The organism is Thioalkalivibrio sulfidiphilus (genome assembly GCF_000377945.1).
Classification (GTDB): domain Bacteria; phylum Pseudomonadota; class Gammaproteobacteria; order Ectothiorhodospirales; family Ectothiorhodospiraceae; genus Thioalkalivibrio_A; species Thioalkalivibrio_A sulfidiphilus_A.
The window spans coordinates 41,180-60,460 of the sequence record NZ_KB898925.1 but is presented as its reverse complement, the minus strand read 5'-3'; the positions used below and the strand labels follow the sequence as shown (position 1 = coordinate 60,460).

Here is a 19,281-nt window from a genome sequence, read left to right as displayed (position 1 = left end):
GAGTCATGTTGAAGCTTTTTTTCATTCAAAAGAATTTTCGCGTCCTTTGCGTCTTCGCGCCTTTGCGTTGAAGGTTTGAACCAAGTGCCCATAGCCACCGAACCCACCCGCAAGGCACTGCTGATCGGCGCGTCCCGCTACCGGCGGCATAGCTACGGGGATAACCACCCCCTGGGCATCCCGCGCGTGTCCCTGACCCTGGATCTGATCCGGGCCTATGGCGCGCTCACGGAGGAGGAATTCCAGGTCTCGCGCAAGGCCACGCCGGCAGAGCTTGAGTGGTTTCACACCCGCGAATACGTCTCGGCCATGCAGCGCTGCGAGGCCCTGGGCAAGGTCTATGACCGCTACCGCCAGCGGCACAACATCGGCAACTTCGAAAACCCGTACTTCCCCGGTTTCTTCGCCACCCCCGCCACCGCCACCTACGGCAGCATCCAGGGCGCCGAGCGGGTGCTGGACGGCTTCATGGCCTTCAACCCGGCGGGCGGCATGCACCACGCGGCGCCGGACGCGGCCCAGGGTTTCTGCTTCTTCAACGATCCGGTGCTGGGCATCCTGCGGCTGCGTCGGGAAGGCCTGCGCGTCCTGTATCTCGACATCGACGCCCACCACGGCGACGGGGTGGAGGCGGCTTTCCGCAGCGATGACCAGGTGATGACCTGTTCCCTGCACATGGACACGAGCTACGCCTATCCCTTCAAGGGCGGTGGCATCGAGGACACCGGGCCGCTCAACAATGCCGTGAACCTGCCCCTGCCCAAGGGCATGAACGACGACGAGTACCGCCACGTGTTCGGGCGCCTCTGGCCCGCGGTGCTGGAGGCCTTCCGGCCGGAGGTGATCGTGCTCCAGGCAGGCACCGACATCCTTGGCCCGGATCCGCTCGGCAAGTTCCACATCTCCACCCAGCTGTTCCTGGAAGTGGTGGAGCGGGTCATCAACGATGCGCCCAGGCACGCCGATGGTACGCCGCGGCTGCTGGTGGTGGGCGGCGGCGGTTACCACCCCCTGATGCTCGCCCGCTGCTGGGCCGGTGTCTGGGGCCTGCTCTCGGGGCGCGAACTGCCTGAGGCCATACCGCCCGAGGGCGAGGCCCTGCTGCGCGCCGTGGACTGGGATCAGGACGAGGAAGAGGATTACTTCGAGGGCCTGTTCAACTCTCGGCTAGACAGACCGGTGGAAGGGGAGGTGCGACGGGAAGTGCGCGAGCGTGTCGATGTCCTCCTGTCGGCACATCCGGCGCTGGTCCGTGGCGGTATCATGCTCGAGAAGACGGTCACAGCCGGCTGATGCGATCAAGCCAGTCCGAGAGGGCGGGAGTGGCACTACGGGTATCGCCGTTGACTGCCACCTGTTGATGCTGGATTTCTGCGGCGATGCCTTTGAGCCGATAGCTCGCTTCGCGGGTGAGGGCTGCCAGTTCGACACTCAACTCGGGCGACTCTTGTAAATCTTCCAGCCACTGATCGGGTGCGGCGGCACGCATCCCCGCACGATCCAGTGAGCGGGCCAGATCCGTGAGGCGTTCATGGATCAAGCGCGCGGCGGCGCCGGTGTCGGTCCGCGTCGCCTCAAGGCCCTGCTGGACCAGATCCAGCACTTCGCGCAGATCGGCGATGATCATCTCCGGCATGGCAGGTTTAGACTGCTTATTTGATGTGGGGCAGTGCTGCAGGGCCAGCAGCAGACGCCCCACTGGCAGGGCATCGAGCTTTTCCGGCTGGCCTTTCAGGATGGCCGCCAGGTTTTCTCCACCGCCGCGATCGCAAAGGGCCACGGACAGTTCCGCCACCGCCAGGATGCGCCCTGCCATGGCCAGCCTGTCGCCGGAGCGGCCCTGGGGATAGCCGCTGCCGTCCAGTCGTTCGTGGTGTTCCAGCACGGCCCGGCTGACTTCGGGGTGGTATTGCGGAAACTCCCTGAGCAGCAGGTAGGCGATCACCGGGTGGGCACGCACCTGCCGCTCCTCGGACGGTTCAAGGGGGCGACGCAAGGTGAAGATCTCTGGGCTGATGTGCAATTCCCCGAGGTCATGGAACAGCCCCGCCGTGCAGACGGTCCGTGACAGGACCGCGGTCTCGGCGCCGCCGGACTCCGCCAGCGCACAGGCGGTCAGGGCGACCCGCACGGCGTGGCGATAGTGATCGGGCATCCGTTCCCTGAATACGGTCAGTTTCGCGGCCAGGGGCGGTACGAGGATCACCTTGCCCAGGTGATTCAGCGGTGCCTGGGGATTTTTCAGGGTGGTGTGGAGGGCCTGGAGCAGGGGGTCCTGCTCCGCCAGTTCTTGCCCGACAGTCACCAGTTCCGGTGATTGAACGGCGCCTTCGATGGACAGGCTGTGATCCAGCGGGCGCAGCAGTTTGTGACGCGTGAGTTTTTCGAATACGCCCCGGTCGATTCGAGCCTGGCGGGCGAGCAGCTTGTGCCCCGTCGCGCTGAAGATGTCCTCGCTGGCCTGAATCTGGCGTTGTTCACCGAGTTCCGTGACATGGCGGGTGTAGATTTCATCGCAGTTTTCCGGGAGTGAGTCCCGGATATCCTGCATGGTTTCGCCGGCGATGGATGACATGGAATCCTGTTGCTGTGTGCGTAGATCCGATATGTCTCGAAGTGTACTACGGGACGTCCGGCAGGTCGCCGTCCCGCCACGGATTCTGGTAGCATTTCCGACCTTTGAACTCAATCATGTCACAGTCCATGAACACAGCCTCCCTGATCCCCGGTTACGCCAATGCCAAGGCCACGCGCGCCTACGCCGAGGCCCACATCGCCTCCGGTGACGCCTCCCCGGGCCATTACAGTGAATTCCTGCGCGCGCGCATGCAGCTCTCCAGCCTCGGTGTGGGCACCTTCGGCGGCGAGGCGAGCCCGCAGGTCGACGCGGCCATCAGCGCCATCGTGACCAAGGCACTCACCCGGGGCATCAACGTCATCGACACCGGCGCCCATTACCGCTACGGCCGCTCCCTGGCCGCGGTGGGGGCGGGAGTGCGCGCGGCCATCGAGGTGGGGGTGCCACGGGAGGCCATGTTCCTCATGTCCAAGGGCGGTTTCCTGACCCTGCGAGGCGGTCCGCCGGCGGACATGAACGCCTGGTTTGAGTCCGAGATCGTCGCCCAGGGTCTGGGTACCCAGGACGACCTGGCCAAGGGCGCGCACCTACTGGCGCCCGAGTACATCAACTACCAGATCGAGCTGTCGCGCAGTCTCATGGGCGTGGAGACCCTGGACGCCTTCCTGGTTGACCAGCCGGAGGTGCACATCCCGGTGATCGGCAAGGAGGTCACCAACCGCAAGCTCGCCAAGGTCTTCCAGGTGCTGGAAAGAGCGGCCAATGAAAAGCGCATCCGCGCCTACGGCATCACCACCTTCGAGGGTTTCAGGGTGGAGACTGACGCCAAGATGTTCCAGTCCATCACCTCCATGATCGGCCTGGCCGAGGGTGCCGCCCGGGAGGTGACCGGAGACGATCACGCCCGGCATCACTTCAAGATCGTGATGATGCCCTTCAACCAGGTGATGCTGGAGGGCTTCACCCGCTTCAACACCGCCACCGGCCAGGGCAATGTGGGCTCCCCCATCCAGGCGGCCCACCAGCTGGAGGTCTACATGATGGCCTCTCACACCCTATTCAAGGGTCACCTGGGCAGCCAGTCCGTGGACGTGGTGGCGGAGCGTTTCGCGGACCTGCCCCCTGCCCAGCGGGCCATGCAGTTCAACCGCTCCACCCCAGGCCTGGGCACCTCCCTGGTGGGCATGAGCACGCCCGAGCACCTGGACGACATGCTGGCGGTGGCGAAGCTGCCGCCGCTGGAGCGCAAGGATTACCTGTCCATGTATAAGAAGGCCGAATAAAACCAGTGGCAAGTGGTAAGTCTCAAGTGGCAAGGAAAAGCCGCTCTACCTTGCCACTTGAGACTAGCCACTTGAGACTGATTTCATGCAAGCCGATCTGAAACCCCTTGAGTTCGACTCCATCCGGCGTTTGCTGGAACGCCTGACCCACACACCCTATGGGGCCGATGCCGCGCGTGCCCTGGAGCCGGCGCCGACCCTGGCGGTGGCCCGTCAGATGCAGCGGGCGGTCACGGCGGCCCGCACCCGCATCGATGCGGGGCGCATGCCGCTCATGGGACAGCTGCCGGACATCCGTGCGGCCCTGCGTCAGGCGTCTTCTCCGGGCGCGCGGCTCTCCACCCAGGCCATGCACAACATCCAGGTGGTGATGCGTGCCGCCGGCCAGCTGGCCGGGGCGCTGGACGAAACGCCGGATATCTATCCTGGCAGCCTGGATGAACTGAAGCCGCCCCAGGCGCTGGTGGAACTGCTGGACAAGAGCCTCGCGGGCGCCGGTTCCCTGCGCGAGGACGCCAGTACCGAGCTGGAAGAGGCCTTTGCTGAGCGGTCGAAGCTGCGTGCCGAGGTGGAGCAGGTGGTGCTCGGGCGCATGGGCCGTGACGACATCCGCGACTGCCTCGATGACAACCGCAAGGTGCAGTGGAACAGCGAGCGCGCGGTGATCGTGATCCGCGGCACCGAGGCGGACAAGGTCAAGGGGGTGCGCCGGGGATCGGCCATGGGTGGTCGCGACCAGATCGTGGAACCCATGGAGGCGGTGCCCCTGAACAACCGCCTGGACACCCTGAACGGGCGCATCAACGCCGAGCAGCAGCGGGTGCTGCGGGAGCTGACCGCCGGCATCGCCGAGCACATGGACGCCCTGAACGGCATGCTCGCCGCACTCACCTGGGTGGACCTGGCCTTCGCCGCCGGGCAGCTCTCCCACCACATGAACGCCCACGCCCCCACCCTGGTGGAAGGGCCGCGGGTGCGCCTGGCGGAGGCCTACCACCCCCTGCTGCTGATCCAGTTCGCCGACGGCAGCGGACCCCGACCCGTGCCCCTGTCCATTCACCTGGACGGCAACGACGTGCTGCTCCTGGTTACCGGTCCCAACACCGGCGGCAAGACCGTGGCGCTCAAGACCCTGGGCCTGATCACGGTGATGGCCTGGTGCGGCCTGCACGTGCCCGCGGAACAGGACTGCGAGATCGGCAGCTATGCCCGGGTGATCGTGGACGTGGGCGACCACCAGAGCCTGTTTCATCACCTGTCCACCTTCGCCGGCCACGTGGAGGTGCTCAAGCGCATCCTGGACGAGGCGGACGGCGAGACCCTGGTGCTGCTGGACGAACTGGGCACCGGCACGGACCCGGAGGAGGGCGCGGCCCTGGCCATGGCGGTGCTGGACGAGCTGCTGTCCCGCAAGGTCCAGGGCATCGTCAATACCCACCTCTCGCCGCTCAAGGACTATGCCGCCAGGCACCCGGGCATCCGCAACGCCTCCATGCAGTTCGACCACCAGCGCCTGGCGCCCACCTACCGGCTGATCATCGGCGAGCCGGGGGTGTCCCTGGGGCTCACCATCGCCCAGAAGAATGGCCTGCCCGAGGCTCTGGTGGAGCGGGCGAGGGGGCATCTGGCGGCCATCATCGGGGAGGGGCGTTAGCCTCCAGACCCGAGAAGCTCACCGCAAAGGGCGCGAAGCGATGCGCGCAGGACGCAAGGGTTTTGTCTTACAAGAGATTTTCCTGGCGTCCTTGGCGAGACCTTCGCGCCCTTTGCGTTCCAGCTTTTGACTTTCCATGCTGACGGGGACCGTCGGATGCGGGCGGCGAAGCTGGCAGGAAAACCACAGGATGTGTCTGAAATATCAAGTTTTCGTGAAATTCCGACCGCTTCATATTACTATTGGACCCTTTCCCCGCCGTTCCGGCTCCGGGCGCTTCTGCGCCCGGTCGGGCGTGGGGAAGCCAACCCCACCACCCTCGCAACACGCAGGAGACAAGCCGTGGAATTGACCGGTGCCGAGATCTTTGTCCGCTGCTTGCAGGAGGAAGGTGTCGATCTTATTTTCGGGTACCCGGGTGGCGCCGTGCTTCACATCTACGACGCCCTGTACAAGCAGGATAAGGTTGCACACATCCTCGTGCGGCATGAACAGGGGGCGATTCACGCCGCCGAAGGCTATGCCAAGTCGACGGACAAGCCCGGTGTAGCCCTGGTAACCTCCGGTCCCGGCGCCACCAATGCCATCACCGGCATCGCCGACGCCTACATGGATTCCGTGCCCCTGGTGGTGTTCACCGGCCAGGTGCCCACCAGCCTGATCGGCAACGACGCCTTCCAGGAAGTGGACACCGTCGGTATCACGCGCCCCTGCGTGAAGCACAACTTCCTGGTCAAGGACGTCAAGGACTTGGCCACCACCATCAAGAAGGCCTTCTACGTGGCCACCTCCGGCCGACCCGGCCCGGTGGTGGTGGACATCCCCAAGGATGTCACCGCCCACAAGTGCGAGTTCAGCTATCCCAAGACCATCCGGATGCGTTCCTACAATCCGACGGTCAAGGGCCACACGGGGCAGATCAAGAAGGCCATCGACCTGATCCTGGAGGCTCGCCAGCCGGTGATCTATACCGGCGGTGGCGTGATCCTGGGCCGTGCCGCCAAGTCCCTGACCGACTTCACCAGGCTGCTCGGTTATCCCATCACCAACACCCTGATGGGCCTGGGCGGCTACCCGGCCACCGACAAGCAGTTCATCGGCATGCTTGGCATGCACGGCACCTATGAAGCCAATATGTCCATGCACCACGCGGATCTGGTGATCGCCATCGGCGCCCGCTTCGACGACCGGGTGACGGGCAACATCGAGAAGTTCTGCCCCTATGCCAAGATCGTGCATGTGGACGTGGATCCGGCCTCCATCTCCAAGAACGTGAAGGTGGACGTGCCCATCGTCGGCCAGGTGGACAGCGTGCTCAAGGCCATGATCAAGGAGATCAAGGCCGACCCGCGCAAGCCTGACGCCACCGCGCTCAAGGCCTGGTGGAAGCAGATCGACGAGTGGCGCGCTATGGACTGCCTCAAGTTCGACCGCAACTCCGAACTCATCAAGCCCCAGTTCGTGATCGAGACCCTGTGGAAGCTCACCAAGGGGGATGCCTTCGTCACCTCCGACGTGGGCCAGCATCAGATGTGGGCGGCGCAGTTCTACAAGTTCGACAAGCCCAATCGCTGGATCAACTCGGGGGGGCTCGGCACCATGGGTTTCGGCCTGCCGTCCGCCATGGGCGTGCAGCTCGCCCACCCGGATGCCACGGTGGCCTGCATCACCGGTGAGGCCAGCATCCAGATGTGCATCCAGGAGCTGTCCACCTGCCTGCAGTATCATCTGCCCATCAAGGTGGTGAACCTGAACAACCGCTACATGGGTATGGTGCGTCAGTGGCAGGAGTTCTTCTATCAGGGCCGTTACGCCATGTCCTACATGGATGCCCTGCCGGACTTCATGGCGCTCGCCCAGGCCTATGGCCACGTGGGCATGCGCATCGAGAAGCCCGGTGACGTGGAGGGCGCCATCAAGGAGGCCCTCAAGCTCAAGGACCGCCTGGTGTTCATGGACTTCATCACCGATCAGTCCGAGAACGTCTATCCCATGATCCCGGCCGGTGCCGGCCAGAACGAAATGATCCTGGTGTGAGGACGGGGGCATCATGAGACATATCATTGCAATCCTGATGGAAAACGAATCCGGCGCCCTGTCCCGGGTGGCCGGGCTGTTCTCGGCGCGCGGCTACAACATCGAGTCGCTCACCGTGGCGCCCACCGACGACCCGACCCTGTCGCGCCTGACGCTGGTCACCAGCGGCTCCGATGAGATCGTCGAGCAGATCGTCAAGCAGCTCAACAAGCTGATCGACGTGGTCAAGCTCATGGACCTGACCGAGTATCGCCACATCGAGCGCGAGATGATGATGGCCAAGCTGCGGGTGGGTGGCGACGACCGGGAAGAGGTCAAGCGCCTGACCGATATCTTCCGCGGCCGCATCATCGACGTGAGCCCGGCCACCTATGTGATCGAGCTCACCGGTGACAGCAGCAAACTGGACGCCTTCATCGAGGCCCTGCGCCCGTTCGAGGTGCTCGAAGTGGTGCGTTCCGGCGTCATGGGCATTGCCCGTGGCGATGTCGCATTAAAGATTTAGTTACTAGAGACAAGAGACAAGAGACAAGAAAGGGCTAAACCCTTTCGTCTTTTGCCTCTTGTCTCTTGCCTCTTGTCTCTTTTTTTACTGGAGCTTTGCTATGCAGGTTTATTACGACAAAGACGCCGACCTCTCCATCATCCAGGGCATGAAGGTCGCCATCGTGGGTTACGGCTCCCAGGGCCACGCCCATGCCAACAACCTGAAGGATTCCGGCGTGGACGTGACCGTGGCGCTGCGCGCCGGTTCCGCCTCCGCCAAGAAGGCCGAGGGTGCGGGCCTCAAGGTCCAGGGCATCGAGGAGGCCGTCAAGGCCGCCGACCTGATCATGATCCTGGCCCCCGACGAGCACCAGGCCGCCCTGTACAAGAACCAGGTGGAGCCCAACCTGAAGCAGGGCGCCGTGCTGGCCTTCGCCCACGGCTTCAACGTGCACTTCGAGCAGATCGTGCCCCGCTCCGACCTGGACGTGATCATGATCGCCCCCAAGGGCCCCGGCCACCTGGTGCGTTCCACCTACACCAAGGGCGGCGGCGTGCCCAGCCTGATCGCCGTCTACCAGGACGCCTCCGGCCGTGCCCGTGACATCGCGCTCTCCTATGCCTCCGCCAACGGCGGCGGCCGCGCCGGCATCATCGAGACCAGCTTCAAGGACGAGACCGAGACCGATCTGTTCGGCGAGCAGGCCGTGCTGTGCGGCGGCGCCACCGCCCTGGTGCAGGCAGGCTTCGAGACCCTGGTGGAAGCCGGCTATCCGCCGGAGATGGCCTACTTCGAATGCCTGCACGAGCTCAAGCTGATCGTGGACCTGATGTATGAAGGCGGCATCGCCGACATGCGTTACTCCATCTCCAACACCGCCGAGTACGGCGACATCACCCGCGGCCCCCGCGTGGTGACCGAGCAGACCAAGGCGGAGATGAAGAAGATCCTGACCGAGATCCAGACCGGCAAGTTCGCCCGGGAATTCATCCTGGAGAACCAGGCCGGTGCCGCGACCCTGAAGGCCAGCCGTCGCATCGCCCGCGAGCATCCCATCGAGGTAGTGGGTGCCAAGCTGCGTGACATGATGCCCTGGATCAAGGCCAACAAGATCGTCGACAAGTCGAAAAACTGATCTAGAGGCAAGATACAAGAGGCAAGAGGCAAGAAGGGGGGCTTTCTTGTCTCTTGCCTCTTGTCACTTGTATCTTCTTTAAATGCTTCCTCTCGCACCTGAAGGTCGTCCCTACGTCGCGGCTGCGGCGGTCATCGTCGCCGGCACCCATGCGGTCTGGGGCGCCGAGATCGCCTGGCCCAGCTGGATCCTGCTGGCCGTGGCGTTTTTCATCTTTCGTGATTTCAGCCGCACGGTCGCGCCCAGGGCCCTGGCCGTGCTGAGCCCCGTGGACGGTGTGGTCACGGAGGTGGCCGAGCATCGTGATCCCTACCTGGGCCGGCCGGCCCGGCGTGTGAGCCTGCGCCAGTCCCGTTTCGGCGAGTTCAACGTGCACAGCCCGATCGAGGGCAAGGTGATGGCGCGCTGGTGGCCGGGCAAGGAAGGGGGCAAGGAGGGACTGCCCGGGGACGAGTTCGCCCTGCAGGTGCAGACCGATGAAGGCGACGAGGTGGTATTCGCCATACAGATCCGGGGGCTGCGATTGGTGCGTTGCGACGTGCAGTCCGGTGAGCGCATGGGGCAGGGCAGGCGCTGCGGTTTCCTGGGTTTCGGCCTGCCGGTGCAGGTCTACCTGCCCATGAACAGCCGGGTGGAGGTGGCGCCGGGGCAACGCCTGAAGGCGGGCAGTGATATCATCGGGATCCTGGTCCACAAGGAAAGCGAAAAGGCCTGACTATGTCGGACACCGAACCCCAGGCGGGCGACCACAAGGCCCGCCGCGGCATCTACCTGCTGCCCAACCTGTTCACCACGGCGGCCCTGTTCGCCGGCTTCTATGCCATCGTGGCCGCCATCAACGATCAGTTCACCGCCGCCGCCATCGCGGTGTTCGTGGCCATGGTGCTGGATGGCATCGACGGACGCGTGGCGCGCATGACCAACACCCAGAGCGCCTTCGGCGCCGAGTACGACAGCCTCTCGGACATGGTCTCCTTCGGCCTCGCGCCGGCCCTGGTGGTCTATCTCTGGGCCTTGGTGGAGCTGGGGCAGGTGGGCTGGGTGGCGGCCTTCTTCTATGCCGCCGCCGCCGCCCTGCGTCTGGCCCGCTTCAACACCAAGGTGGGCGTGGCCGACAAGCGTTTCTTCCAGGGACTGCCCAGCCCCTCCGCCGCCGCCCTGGTGATGGGCATGGTTTGGGTCTGGCACGACCTGGAATTCGTGGGCACGGATCTCGGCATCATGGCCCTGATCGTGACCGTGATCGCCGGCGCGCTGATGGTGAGCAACGTCACCTACTTCAGCTTCAAGGACATGGATTTCCGCCACCGGGTGCCGTTCTTCGTGGTGCTGGTCATCGTGGTGGCCCTGATGTTGACTGCCATCGATCCCCCCAAGGTACTCTGGGGCGGCTTCCTGCTCTACGCCCTGTCGGGCCCGACCCTGACCGTGATCCGCTGGCGTCGCCGGCGTGCCCGGGGCAGTGAGGACAAGGCGGATGGCGAGGAGCAGAAGGAGGATTGAAGTGGGAAGTGAGAATTGGGAAGTTGGAACAAACGCTCGCATTTCCCAATTCTCACTTCCCACTTGTCAGCCTCGTTCCCCTTTGATAGATTTAGACCAAGTCTAAATCAACGCTCGACCCAAGAACCTGCAACCATGCCAATCGCCCGGAGCCAACTCGGTCTCTTTCGTGCCCCCCGCCAGGCGGGTGCTGCGGGCTATTGCGGTCTTTCCCTGCTCGTCCTGCGACTGCCGCGCTAGCGGCTACCTCCCTTGTGCCTGGCGAGGCCAAACGCACCCCTGATCCGTGTTGTCGTCCCCGTGGACGCAAGCCCCCGATGCGGGCGCGGAATCCGTTAGAATCCGTGAATTGATTTTCAGGCCGAGAGGATCGGCCGGCAGGAGAGAGAACCATGTCAGGCAGTGACAAGCTCATCATTTTCGACACCACCTTGCGCGACGGCGAGCAGAGCCCCGGCGCGTCCATGACCCGCGAGGAGAAGGTGCGCATCGCCAAGGCCCTGGAGAAGATGCGCGTGGACGTCATCGAGGCGGGCTTCCCCATCGCCAGCCCCGGCGACTTCGAGTCCGTGCAGGCGGTGGCCCGCGCGGTGAAGGATTCCACCGTGTGCGGTCTGGCCCGGGCCAAGGACAGCGACATCGACCGGGCCGGCGAGGCCCTGAAGGACGCCGCTTCCGCACGCATCCACACCTTCATCGCCACCTCGCCCATCCACATGCAGCACAAGCTGCGCATGAGCCCGGACCAGGTGCTGGAGCAGGCGGTCAAGGCGGTCAAGCGCGCCCGCCAGCACACTGACAACGTGGAGTTCTCCGCCGAGGACGCCGGGCGTTCCGAGCTGGACTTCCTGTGCCGGGTGATCGAGGCGGTGATCGACGCCGGGGCGCGCACCATCAACATCCCCGACACCGTGGGCTACAACATCCCCCAGCAGTTCGGCGAGTTGATCAAGAACCTCATCGAGCGGGTGCCCAATTCCGACAAGGCGGTGTTCTCCGTGCACTGCCACAACGACCTGGGCCTGGCCGTGGCCAACTCCCTGTCCGCGGTGCTCAACGGTGCCCGGCAGGTGGAGTGCACCATCAACGGCCTGGGCGAGCGGGCGGGCAATGCCTCTCTGGAGGAGATCGTCATGGCGGTGCGCACCCGCCAGGACGTGTTCTCCTGCAACACGACCCTCGACACCACCCAGATCGTGCCCTGCTCGCGCCTGGTCTCCGGCATCACCGGCTTCCCGGTGCAGCCCAACAAGGCCATCGTGGGGGCGAACGCCTTCGCCCATGAGTCCGGCATCCACCAGGATGGCGTGCTCAAGCACCGGGATACCTACGAGATCATGCGTGCCCAGGATGTGGGCTGGTCAGACAACCGCATCGTGCTGGGCAAGCACTCCGGCCGCAACGCCTTCAAGACCCGGCTCAAGGATCTGGGCATCGAGTTCGAGTCCGAGGAGGAATTGAACGAGGCCTTCGCCCGGTTCAAGGACCTGGCCGATCGCAAGCACGAGATCTACGACGAGGACCTCCAGGCCCTGGTGACCGAGACCGCCGCCTCCATGGAGGACGAGACCTACAAGCTGGTGGCGCTCAAGGTCTGTTCCGAGACCGGCGAGACGCCCGTGGCCTCGGTGACCCTGAACGTCAACGGCGAGGAAAAGAGCGGCACCGCCGAGGGCGGCGGCCCCGTGGATGCGGCCTTCAAGGCCATTGAGTCCATCGCCCCGAGCGGCACCGAGCTGCTGCTCTATTCGGTGAACAACATCACCAGCGGCACCGACGCCCAGGGCGAGGTGACCGTGCGCCTGGAGAAGGCGGGCCGGGTGGTCAACGGCCAAGGCGCCGATACGGACATCGTCATCGCCTCGGCCAAGGCCTATCTCAATGCCCTGAACCGGCTGACCAACCCGCCCGGCCGGGCCCATCCCCAGCGTGGCGACGTGTAGGTCAAGGGCGAAGTGCGAATTTGGAAGGGGGAAGATGAAAAGGATGAAGGATGGGCATGAGTGCTGAAGCGGTGCGGGGCCCCCTCCCTAGCCCACCCCCGCGAGCGGGGGTGCGGGAGGATGACGTCATACTACTGTGTCCGACTTCGCCGTCGGTTTTCCCGATTTTCTCCCTCTCCCTCAGGGAGAGGGTCTGGGTGAGGGTGGTTTTCGCATGAGGGTGGTTTCCGCATGGGGTCCCCCATGACCCCCGAGCGGCGCCAACGCTATCTGGATGCCATGGGTATTCAGCGTTGGGTGCCGAGAGGCGGGGCCGCTGGTTCGACCGTCGTCCCGGTCGATCCGCCGGAACCTGTGGCATCCCCGGTGCCGGCGGGCGCTTTAGGGGACTTGGTCGGTGATGTTGCTCATCTGGACTGGGATGCGCTGGCCGCCCGAGTGGCTGCCTGCAACGCCTGCGAGGAATTGGCGGCGAAGCGCACCCGGACGGTGTTCGGCGTGGGGGACCGGCAGGCGGACTGGCTGTTCATCGGCGAGGCCCCGGGGGCCGAGGAGGACCGTCAGGGCGAGCCCTTCGTGGGCCGGGCCGGGCAGCTGCTGGACAGCATGCTGTTCGCCCTCGGGCTCAAGCGGGGCCAAGGGGTCTACATCGCCAACATCCTCAAGTGCCGGCCCCCGGGCAACCGGGACCCGAAGCCTGAGGAGGCCCGGGCCTGCCGGGCCTACCTGGACCGGCAGATCGACCTGATCCAGCCGCGCATCATCGTCGCCCTGGGCCGCATCGCCGCCCAGAACCTGCTCGGCACCGACGAGCCCCTGGGTCGTTTGCGTGGCAAGCCGTTGAACTACCGAGACATTCCCCTGGTCATTACCTATCATCCGGCCTATCTGCTGCGCCAGCCCGCGGACAAGCGCAAGGCCTGGGACGACCTCTGCTTGGCTCGCCGTGTGATGGGCGTCTGAATCCGCCCTATGCGGCTTGAAGCCCAGAAGCGACTTCGGCAGATTGGGGTCTTGCATTCAGGGGGTCCGCGAATGAACGCAAATCAACGCGAATGAAGTTCAGATGCGAGAGCGTGAAAGTCGCGACGAACCCATCTCCTGAGGTGGATCTCTTGCGGTCTTTGAGGTTTGCTTCCCTAAATTCGCGTTGATTTGCGTTCATTCGCGGACCCATCCCCCTTCCATGGAGATATCGCGAGCAGTCGACCTTGAGCGCCATTCTCAGTACAAACCCGCAGCTTCGCCCCATGCGTCACGAGGATCTGGACGAGATCATGGTCGTGGAGCTCAGTGCCTATCCCTATCCCTGGACCGAGGGGATCTTCCGGGACTGCATGCGTGTCGGCTATTCCTGCTGGGTGATGACCGAGGCGCAACGGCTGGTGGGCTACGGTGTGATGTCCATGGCGGTCGGGGAATGTCACGTGCTCAACCTGTGCGTGCGCCCCGAATGCCAGGGACGGGGCTACGGTCGCATCCTGCTGCGGGGGCTCCTGGACCACGCCCGCCGGCACAAGGTGGAGACCGCCTTCCTGGAGGTGCGCCCCTCCAACACCCCGGCTGTGCAGCTCTACTACAGCGAGGGCTTCAACGAGGTGGGCCTGCGCAAGCGCTACTATCCCGCGGACAACGGCCGGGAGGACGCCCTGGTGCTGGCCAGGGACCTATCTGGTTGATTCAAAATTTAAAATTCAAGATTCAAAGGTGGGCGGTCTCCTTTGAATTTTGATCTTTGAATTTTGAATTGCCCTTTCGTCAACCGATTCCCCGCTCGCGCGTTCTAGCTCCTGAAGGCCGGTAATCCGCCGGACCACGAATCACCAGGAGCATGACCATGAGCAAGCTTTCCCGCACGATTCTCACGATCGGTATCATCGGCACCATGGCGCTGTCGGTACCCGTGCTGGCCCACAGTTTTCACGGTGACCGCGAAGCCCGGCACGGAGATCATGGGCACATGATGATGGCCCGTGCCGAGGGTGAAGGCGGCTACGGTCACAAGGGCCGTCACCACGAGCGCTTTGCCAACATGAGCGATGAGGAGCGCAAGGCCCACCGCGAGCAGAAACGGGTGCAGCACATGGCCATGCGCATGCACTGGAACACCCTGTCCGACGCGGAGAAGGAGAACTACCGGGTGCAGGCCCGCATGCGCATGGACGAGCGCCGTGCCGCCTGGGAGGCCATGAGCCCCGAGGAGCGCGAGGCCAAGCGCCAGGAGATGCGTGAGCGTCGCGGCGGGATGCGTGGCCACAGCCACCGATAGACCCCTCCCCGGGCGGCGGGCCGGCCCGCCGCCCGGTGGACCCGAACACCCGAGAAGGAACGCCTGGCTTGGACCGGACGAACGCGACGGACAACGAAGTCTCTCTCGACCGGTTCCTGTCCGGGGTCCAGGCACGGGCAGTGCGCATGGCCGCCCTGGCGCTCAATGACCGCGACGCGGCCCTGGATGTGGTGCAGGACGCCATGGAGAAGCTGATCACCCGCTACGCTGACCGGCCGGAGTCCGAATGGCAGCCTTTGTTCTGGCGCATCCTGCAGAGCCGTATCATGGATGCCCATCGCCGGCGCAGTGTGCGCAGCCGAGTGGTCTCCCTGTTCGGTTTCGCAGGCAACGGCCACGACGAGGACGACCGGGACAGGGGGCCGGACGACTGGGCCGACACCCGCACCCCGGAACCGGACCAGGCCTTGAGTGACGAGCACTTCGGCGAGGATCTGGAGAGGGCCCTGGCGTCGCTGCCCCTGCGCCAGCAACAGGCCTTCCTGCTACGGGTCTGGGAAGGACTGGACACCGCCGAGACGGCCCAGGCCCTGGGCATCAGCGAGGGCAGCGTGAAGACCCATGTGCACCGTGCCATGGCCGCACTCAGGCAGCGGCTGGAGGCGTACCGATGAACCGCAACGACACAGAGCAGCACGAAAACCCCCGCGATGACGCCCTGATGGCGCGCGTCCGGGACCGGCTCGACCGCGACAGCGGTTTGAGTGCCGAGGAGGCGCAGCGCCTCGCCCAAGGCCGCCGCGAGGCCTTTGAACGGCGCCGCCGCCGGCCGTCCCGCATGCCCGCCTACGGCCTGGCCGTGGCCGCCTCGGTGATGCTGGTGGCCGGCCTGCTGCTCATGCGTCCCGATGGCCTGGAACCCCTGCCGGCCCAGCTGGCGCAACTGGACGACCTGGAGCTGCTGCTGGTGCTGGAGGAGGGCGATGCCGGCGCCGACCCGGAATTCCTGGCCTGGGCCCTGGAGGAGCGGGGCTGATGCGGAGCCTTCTGCTCATGCTGCTGCTGGGCGCGCTCACCTTCGCGGCCTCGCCCGCCGGGGCGGGACATCGGCACCACGAGGGCAATCACGCCCATCAGGGCTATCACAAGGTGGCGGAGCAGCCGGCACCGGCCTGGTCGGAGCTCAACCGCGAACAGCGTGCCCTGCTGGCGCCCTACGCAGCATCCTGGGATTCACTGCCGGACGGCCATCGCCATCGCCTGTTGCGGGCGGCGGAACGCTGGCGGCATATGGGGCCGGAGGAGCAGGCCCGCTTCAGTGAAAGGCTGGAACGGCTGGAGCGCATGGATCCGGAGGAACGGGCCGCCACCCGGGAACGCTGGGAGCGCTTCCGCGCCCTGCCGCCGGAGGAGCGCGAACGCCTGCGCGCGCGCTGGGAGGCCATGAGCCCCGAGGAGCGCGAGGCGGCTCGGGATCGTCACCGCCGCTGGCATGAGCACCTCAAGACCCTGCCCGAGGATGAGCGCCGTGCCCTGCGGGAACGGCTGCGGGAGATGGAACCGGAGGAGCGGCGACGGTTTATGCGCAATGCTTTGACGGGTCAGGGGTACAGAGATGGACAGGATTGACAGGACTTTTCAGGATTTAGAGGCGATATAAAGCTGGGTCTGACAGGATTAACATGATTCACAAGATTGGATCGTTTGCTTTCAAATCCTGTGAATCATGTTAATCCTGTCAGAAACCGCACTTCTTTTGACCCTGTCAATCCTGTCCAATAAGCCCTGTCCGAATCGGTTACAATAGCCGGTTTCCATCAGCCCCAGATTCCCATGAGTTCCAAGCACGCCACCGAGACTGCCCGCCGTCGCACCTTTGCGATCATCTCCCATCCGGACGCGGGCAAGACCACCATCACCGAAAAACTGCTGCTGTTCGGCGGTGCCATCCAGCTGGCCGGCACCGTGAAGGGCCGCAAGGCAGCGCGCCATGCCACCTCCGACTGGATGGAGCTGGAGAAGCAGCGCGGTATTTCCGTGACCTCGTCCGTCATGCAGTTCCCCTACAAGGGACGCATCGTGAACCTGCTGGACACCCCGGGCCACGAGGACTTCTCCGAGGACACCTACCGTACCCTGACCGCCGTGGACTCCGCACTCATGGTCATCGACGTGGCCAAGGGCGTGGAGGAGCGCACCATCAAGCTCATGGACGTGTGCCGCATGCGCGACACGCCCATCATGACCTTCATCAACAAGCTGGACCGGGAGGGCCGGGAGCCCATCGACCTGCTGGACGAGGTGGAGCAGGTGCTCAAGATCCAGTGCGCCCCGGTGACCTGGCCCATCGGTATGGGCAAGCGCTTCAAGGGCGTCTACCACATCCACAACGACGCGGTGCACCTGTACTCGCCCACCCACGGGGGCAAGATCCAGCACGGCGAGGTGATCCAGGGGCTGGACAACCCGCGCCTGGATGAGCTGCTGGGCGGTCAGGCCGCCGAGCTGCGCGAGGAACTGGAGCTGGTCATGGGCGCCTCTCACAGCTTCGACAAGGACGAGTACCTGGCCGGTCGCCAGACGCCGGTGTTCTTCGGCTCCGCCATCAACAACTTCGGCGTGCAGGAACTGCTGGACGACTTCGTGGAACATGCCCCGGGCCCGCTGCCCCGGCCTACCGAGAGCCGCACCGTTGATCCGGCCGAGGAGGCCTTCAGTGGCTTCGTGTTCAAGATCCAGGCGAACATGGACCCCCAGCACCGGGACCGCATCGCCTTCCTGCGGGTCTGCTCGGGCACCTTCAGCAAGGGCATGAAGGTGCACCAGGTACGCATCAAGCGGGACGTGAAGATCAGCGACGCGCTCACCTTCATGGCCTCGGACCGCGAGCACGTGGAGGAGGCCTATCCCGGCGACATCATCGGCCTGCACAACCACGGCACCATCCGCATCGGCGACACCTTCACCCAGGGCGAGCAGCTGATCTTCACCGGCATCCCCAACTTTGCCCCGGAACTGTTCCGCCGCGCCCACCTGCGCGATCCGCTCAAGATGAAGCAGTTGCAGAAGGGTCTGCAGCAACTCTGCGAGGAGGGTGCCACCCAGCTGTTCAAGCCGCTCACCAACAACGACCTGATCCTGGGCGCGGTGGGCGTGCTGCAGTTCGACGTGGTGGCTCATCGATTGAAGGCCGAGTACAACGTGGACGCCAGCTTCGAAAACGTGAACGTGCAGACCGCCCGCTGGGTGAGCTGCGACAACGCGCGCAAGTTCGAGGAGTTCAAGGAGAAGGCGGCGGCCAACCTGGCTGTCGATCACGGCGGTGACCTGGTGTACATCGCGCCCACCCGGGTGAACCTGCAGATGGCCCAGGAGAAGTGGCCCGAGGTGCGCTTCCACGCCACCCGGGAGCACGGTGTGGCCGCCTGAGCGGTCTCGGCTCCACGACGGCCGGTCCCTGCGTTGCTCGGTGGCTTGATATGATCCTAGAAACGGCAGTTGACCGCTCGATTTCCTTCGCCAGGTCCCATGGTCACTGACGATCGCGGCTTCGATGACGCTCACCCATCGGGTGAGCCCCGCTACGCACCCGATTGCACGGTTTTCGTGTCGCCTGGCGGCGTTGCGACTCCTCGGAATGGAACGACCATTCCTCGTCGTCGCGCCTTGCCAGACAACACGAAAACCGCACACTCGGGCGCGTTCAACTGCCGTTTCTAGGATGATCGAGCACAGCCGTCCACAGAAGACGGCGATTGAGCCACCGGAGGTTTTATGCAGACGTGGATCCTGACGGCACTGCTGGTGCTGTCCCTGTTCGCCAATGGTTTCCTGTTCGCCCAGCGGGCCGCCGCACCCGCGCCACCCCCGCCTCCCGACGCCGCCCTGGTGTCGGACCTGCAACGACTCATGACCGACCTGGACGCGGAGCCTGAATGGCGGCACCGCCTGGTAAGCCTGGGACGCTTCGCCGAGGGCCGGGACGCCCGCCGCCAGGCCCAGCAGCGCATCATGAGCGGCGAGTTGCTCGAACTGCTGTCCGGAGCCGATCTGGACTTCGGGCGCATCACCGCCCTGGTGGAGGAGATGGGTCTTGAGGACAACACCCACCGCCTGCGGCTGGTCGAACAGCTGATCCTGTTGCTCAATGAACTGCCGGCCGACAAACGACAACTCATGGTCGAGCGCCTGCGCGCCCTGGAACTGCATCTGGACGAGCTGGAGAGTCTGGCCCTGGTCTTGCCGTGAATGTCTGACGCCGCGGTATGTTCGGCCGCAGGGACGCCGAGACGCAGAGAGTCGATGAATTCTTGAATCATTCTCTACGCCTTGGCGCTTTGGGTAGAGGCTCAGGCCTTCAGGGTTTTTCTCCGACGCCTCGGGAATCGCGCTCTCACGGGGCCACGGAGACACGGAGAATATCATCGTCAC

General features: G+C 64.7%; 18 protein-coding genes. 17 read left to right on the top strand and 1 reads right to left on the bottom strand.

Annotated features, from left to right (window positions below; all coding sequences use genetic code 11):
- Positions 1 to 84 precede the first annotated feature (84 nt).
- Positions 85 to 1,293, top strand: a complete 1,209-nt coding sequence (locus tag D580_RS15120) for an acetoin utilization protein AcuC (RefSeq protein WP_018952957.1) — start codon at positions 85 to 87, stop codon at positions 1,291 to 1,293.
- On the opposite strand, the gene D580_RS0102985 is transcribed toward D580_RS15120, so the two are convergent.
- Positions 1,280 to 2,575, bottom strand: coding sequence for an HD-GYP domain-containing protein (locus tag D580_RS0102985; protein ID WP_018952956.1), 1,296 nt, complete (start codon positions 2,573 to 2,575; stop codon positions 1,280 to 1,282). The two genes, D580_RS15120 and D580_RS0102985, sit on opposite strands and share 14 nt — an antisense overlap.
- Before the next feature lie 128 nt (positions 2,576 to 2,703).
- Between D580_RS0102985 and D580_RS0102980 the strand changes: the two genes are divergently transcribed.
- The 16 genes from D580_RS0102980 (at position 2,704) to D580_RS0102905 (ending at position 19,098) form a co-directional block, all read left to right on the top strand.
- A complete protein-coding gene (locus D580_RS0102980) occupies positions 2,704 to 3,861 on the top strand; it encodes an aldo/keto reductase (protein ID WP_231363480.1) in 1,158 nt (385 codons plus the stop codon).
- A gap of 85 nt (positions 3,862 to 3,946) precedes the next feature.
- A complete protein-coding gene (locus D580_RS0102975; protein WP_018952954.1) occupies positions 3,947 to 5,515 on the top strand; it encodes an endonuclease MutS2 in 1,569 nt (522 codons plus the stop codon).
- A gap of 342 nt (positions 5,516 to 5,857) precedes the next feature.
- Positions 5,858 to 7,552 (top strand): acetolactate synthase 3 large subunit, encoded by a 1,695-nt coding sequence (locus D580_RS0102970; RefSeq protein ID WP_018952953.1) that lies wholly within the window; start codon positions 5,858 to 5,860, stop codon positions 7,550 to 7,552.
- 13 nt (positions 7,553 to 7,565) lie between these two features.
- Positions 7,566 to 8,057 carry an acetolactate synthase small subunit gene (ilvN, locus tag D580_RS0102965; protein WP_026289657.1) on the top strand — a complete coding sequence of 164 codons (492 nt, stop codon included), beginning with the start codon at positions 7,566 to 7,568 and terminating at the stop codon, positions 8,055 to 8,057.
- A 100-nt stretch (positions 8,058 to 8,157) separates the two neighbouring features.
- Positions 8,158 to 9,174 carry a ketol-acid reductoisomerase gene (gene ilvC / locus D580_RS0102960; RefSeq protein WP_018952951.1) on the top strand — a complete coding sequence of 339 codons (1,017 nt, stop codon included), beginning with the start codon at positions 8,158 to 8,160 and terminating at the stop codon, positions 9,172 to 9,174.
- 82 nt (positions 9,175 to 9,256) lie between these two features.
- Positions 9,257 to 9,889: a phosphatidylserine decarboxylase gene (locus D580_RS0102955; RefSeq protein WP_018952950.1), complete on the top strand. Its 633-nt coding sequence runs from the start codon at positions 9,257 to 9,259 to the stop codon at positions 9,887 to 9,889.
- A 2-nt stretch (positions 9,890 to 9,891) separates the two neighbouring features.
- Positions 9,892 to 10,677, top strand: coding sequence for a CDP-diacylglycerol--serine O-phosphatidyltransferase (pssA, locus tag D580_RS0102950; RefSeq protein WP_018952949.1), 786 nt, complete (start codon positions 9,892 to 9,894; stop codon positions 10,675 to 10,677).
- 392 nt (positions 10,678 to 11,069) lie between these two features.
- On the top strand, positions 11,070 to 12,620 hold the full coding sequence (locus D580_RS0102945) for a 2-isopropylmalate synthase (protein WP_018952948.1): 1,551 nt from the start codon (positions 11,070 to 11,072) through the stop codon (positions 12,618 to 12,620).
- Between the two features lie 231 nt (positions 12,621 to 12,851).
- Positions 12,852 to 13,583 (top strand): uracil-DNA glycosylase, encoded by a 732-nt coding sequence (locus D580_RS15115; RefSeq protein ID WP_081617227.1) that lies wholly within the window; start codon positions 12,852 to 12,854, stop codon positions 13,581 to 13,583.
- Positions 13,584 to 13,831: 248 nt separating this feature from the next.
- Positions 13,832 to 14,299, top strand: coding sequence for a ribosomal protein S18-alanine N-acetyltransferase (gene rimI / locus D580_RS0102935; RefSeq protein WP_026289655.1), 468 nt, complete (start codon positions 13,832 to 13,834; stop codon positions 14,297 to 14,299).
- A gap of 158 nt (positions 14,300 to 14,457) precedes the next feature.
- Positions 14,458 to 14,889, top strand: a complete 432-nt coding sequence (locus D580_RS0102930; RefSeq protein WP_018952945.1) for a hypothetical protein — start codon at positions 14,458 to 14,460, stop codon at positions 14,887 to 14,889.
- Between the two features lie 68 nt (positions 14,890 to 14,957).
- The gene (locus D580_RS0102925) at positions 14,958 to 15,524 is read left to right on the top strand and encodes an RNA polymerase sigma factor (RefSeq protein WP_026289654.1); all 567 of its coding nucleotides are present in this window, start codon (positions 14,958 to 14,960) and stop codon (positions 15,522 to 15,524) included.
- Positions 15,521 to 15,886 carry a hypothetical protein gene (locus D580_RS0102920; protein WP_018952943.1) on the top strand — a complete coding sequence of 122 codons (366 nt, stop codon included), beginning with the start codon at positions 15,521 to 15,523 and terminating at the stop codon, positions 15,884 to 15,886. The genes D580_RS0102925 and D580_RS0102920 overlap by 4 nt, the downstream gene beginning before the upstream one ends.
- The gene (locus D580_RS0102915) at positions 15,886 to 16,479 is read left to right on the top strand and encodes a DUF3106 domain-containing protein (protein WP_018952942.1); all 594 of its coding nucleotides are present in this window, start codon (positions 15,886 to 15,888) and stop codon (positions 16,477 to 16,479) included. Before D580_RS0102920 ends, D580_RS0102915 begins: the two co-directional genes overlap by 1 nt.
- A 204-nt stretch (positions 16,480 to 16,683) precedes the next feature.
- Positions 16,684 to 18,279 carry a peptide chain release factor 3 gene (locus D580_RS0102910; RefSeq protein WP_018952941.1) on the top strand — a complete coding sequence of 532 codons (1,596 nt, stop codon included), beginning with the start codon at positions 16,684 to 16,686 and terminating at the stop codon, positions 18,277 to 18,279.
- Positions 18,280 to 18,624: 345 nt separating this feature from the next.
- Positions 18,625 to 19,098: a periplasmic heavy metal sensor gene (locus D580_RS0102905; protein ID WP_018952940.1), complete on the top strand. Its 474-nt coding sequence runs from the start codon at positions 18,625 to 18,627 to the stop codon at positions 19,096 to 19,098.
- The last annotated feature ends 183 nt before the right edge of the window (positions 19,099 to 19,281 follow it).

Coding starts and splice junctions, on each gene's coding strand:
- pssA (WP_018952949.1), top strand. CDS start 9,892: ATGTCGGACACCGAACCCCAGGCGGGCGACCACAAGGCCCGCCGCGGC.
- ilvC (WP_018952951.1), top strand. CDS start 8,158: ATGCAGGTTTATTACGACAAAGACGCCGACCTCTCCATCATCCAGGGC.
- ilvN (WP_026289657.1), top strand. CDS start 7,566: ATGAGACATATCATTGCAATCCTGATGGAAAACGAATCCGGCGCCCTG.
- D580_RS0102920 (WP_018952943.1), top strand. CDS start 15,521: ATGAACCGCAACGACACAGAGCAGCACGAAAACCCCCGCGATGACGCC.
- D580_RS0102975 (WP_018952954.1), top strand. CDS start 3,947: ATGCAAGCCGATCTGAAACCCCTTGAGTTCGACTCCATCCGGCGTTTG.
- D580_RS0102980 (WP_231363480.1), top strand. CDS start 2,704: ATGAACACAGCCTCCCTGATCCCCGGTTACGCCAATGCCAAGGCCACG.
- D580_RS0102910 (WP_018952941.1), top strand. CDS start 16,684: ATGAGTTCCAAGCACGCCACCGAGACTGCCCGCCGTCGCACCTTTGCG.
- D580_RS0102930 (WP_018952945.1), top strand. CDS start 14,458: ATGAGCAAGCTTTCCCGCACGATTCTCACGATCGGTATCATCGGCACC.
- D580_RS0102905 (WP_018952940.1), top strand. CDS start 18,625: ATGCAGACGTGGATCCTGACGGCACTGCTGGTGCTGTCCCTGTTCGCC.
- D580_RS0102985 (WP_018952956.1), bottom strand. CDS start 2,575: ATGTCATCCATCGCCGGCGAAACCATGCAGGATATCCGGGACTCACTC.
- D580_RS15115 (WP_081617227.1), top strand. CDS start 12,852: ATGGGGTCCCCCATGACCCCCGAGCGGCGCCAACGCTATCTGGATGCC.
- D580_RS0102915 (WP_018952942.1), top strand. CDS start 15,886: ATGCGGAGCCTTCTGCTCATGCTGCTGCTGGGCGCGCTCACCTTCGCG.
- D580_RS0102955 (WP_018952950.1), top strand. CDS start 9,257: ATGCTTCCTCTCGCACCTGAAGGTCGTCCCTACGTCGCGGCTGCGGCG.
- D580_RS0102945 (WP_018952948.1), top strand. CDS start 11,070: ATGTCAGGCAGTGACAAGCTCATCATTTTCGACACCACCTTGCGCGAC.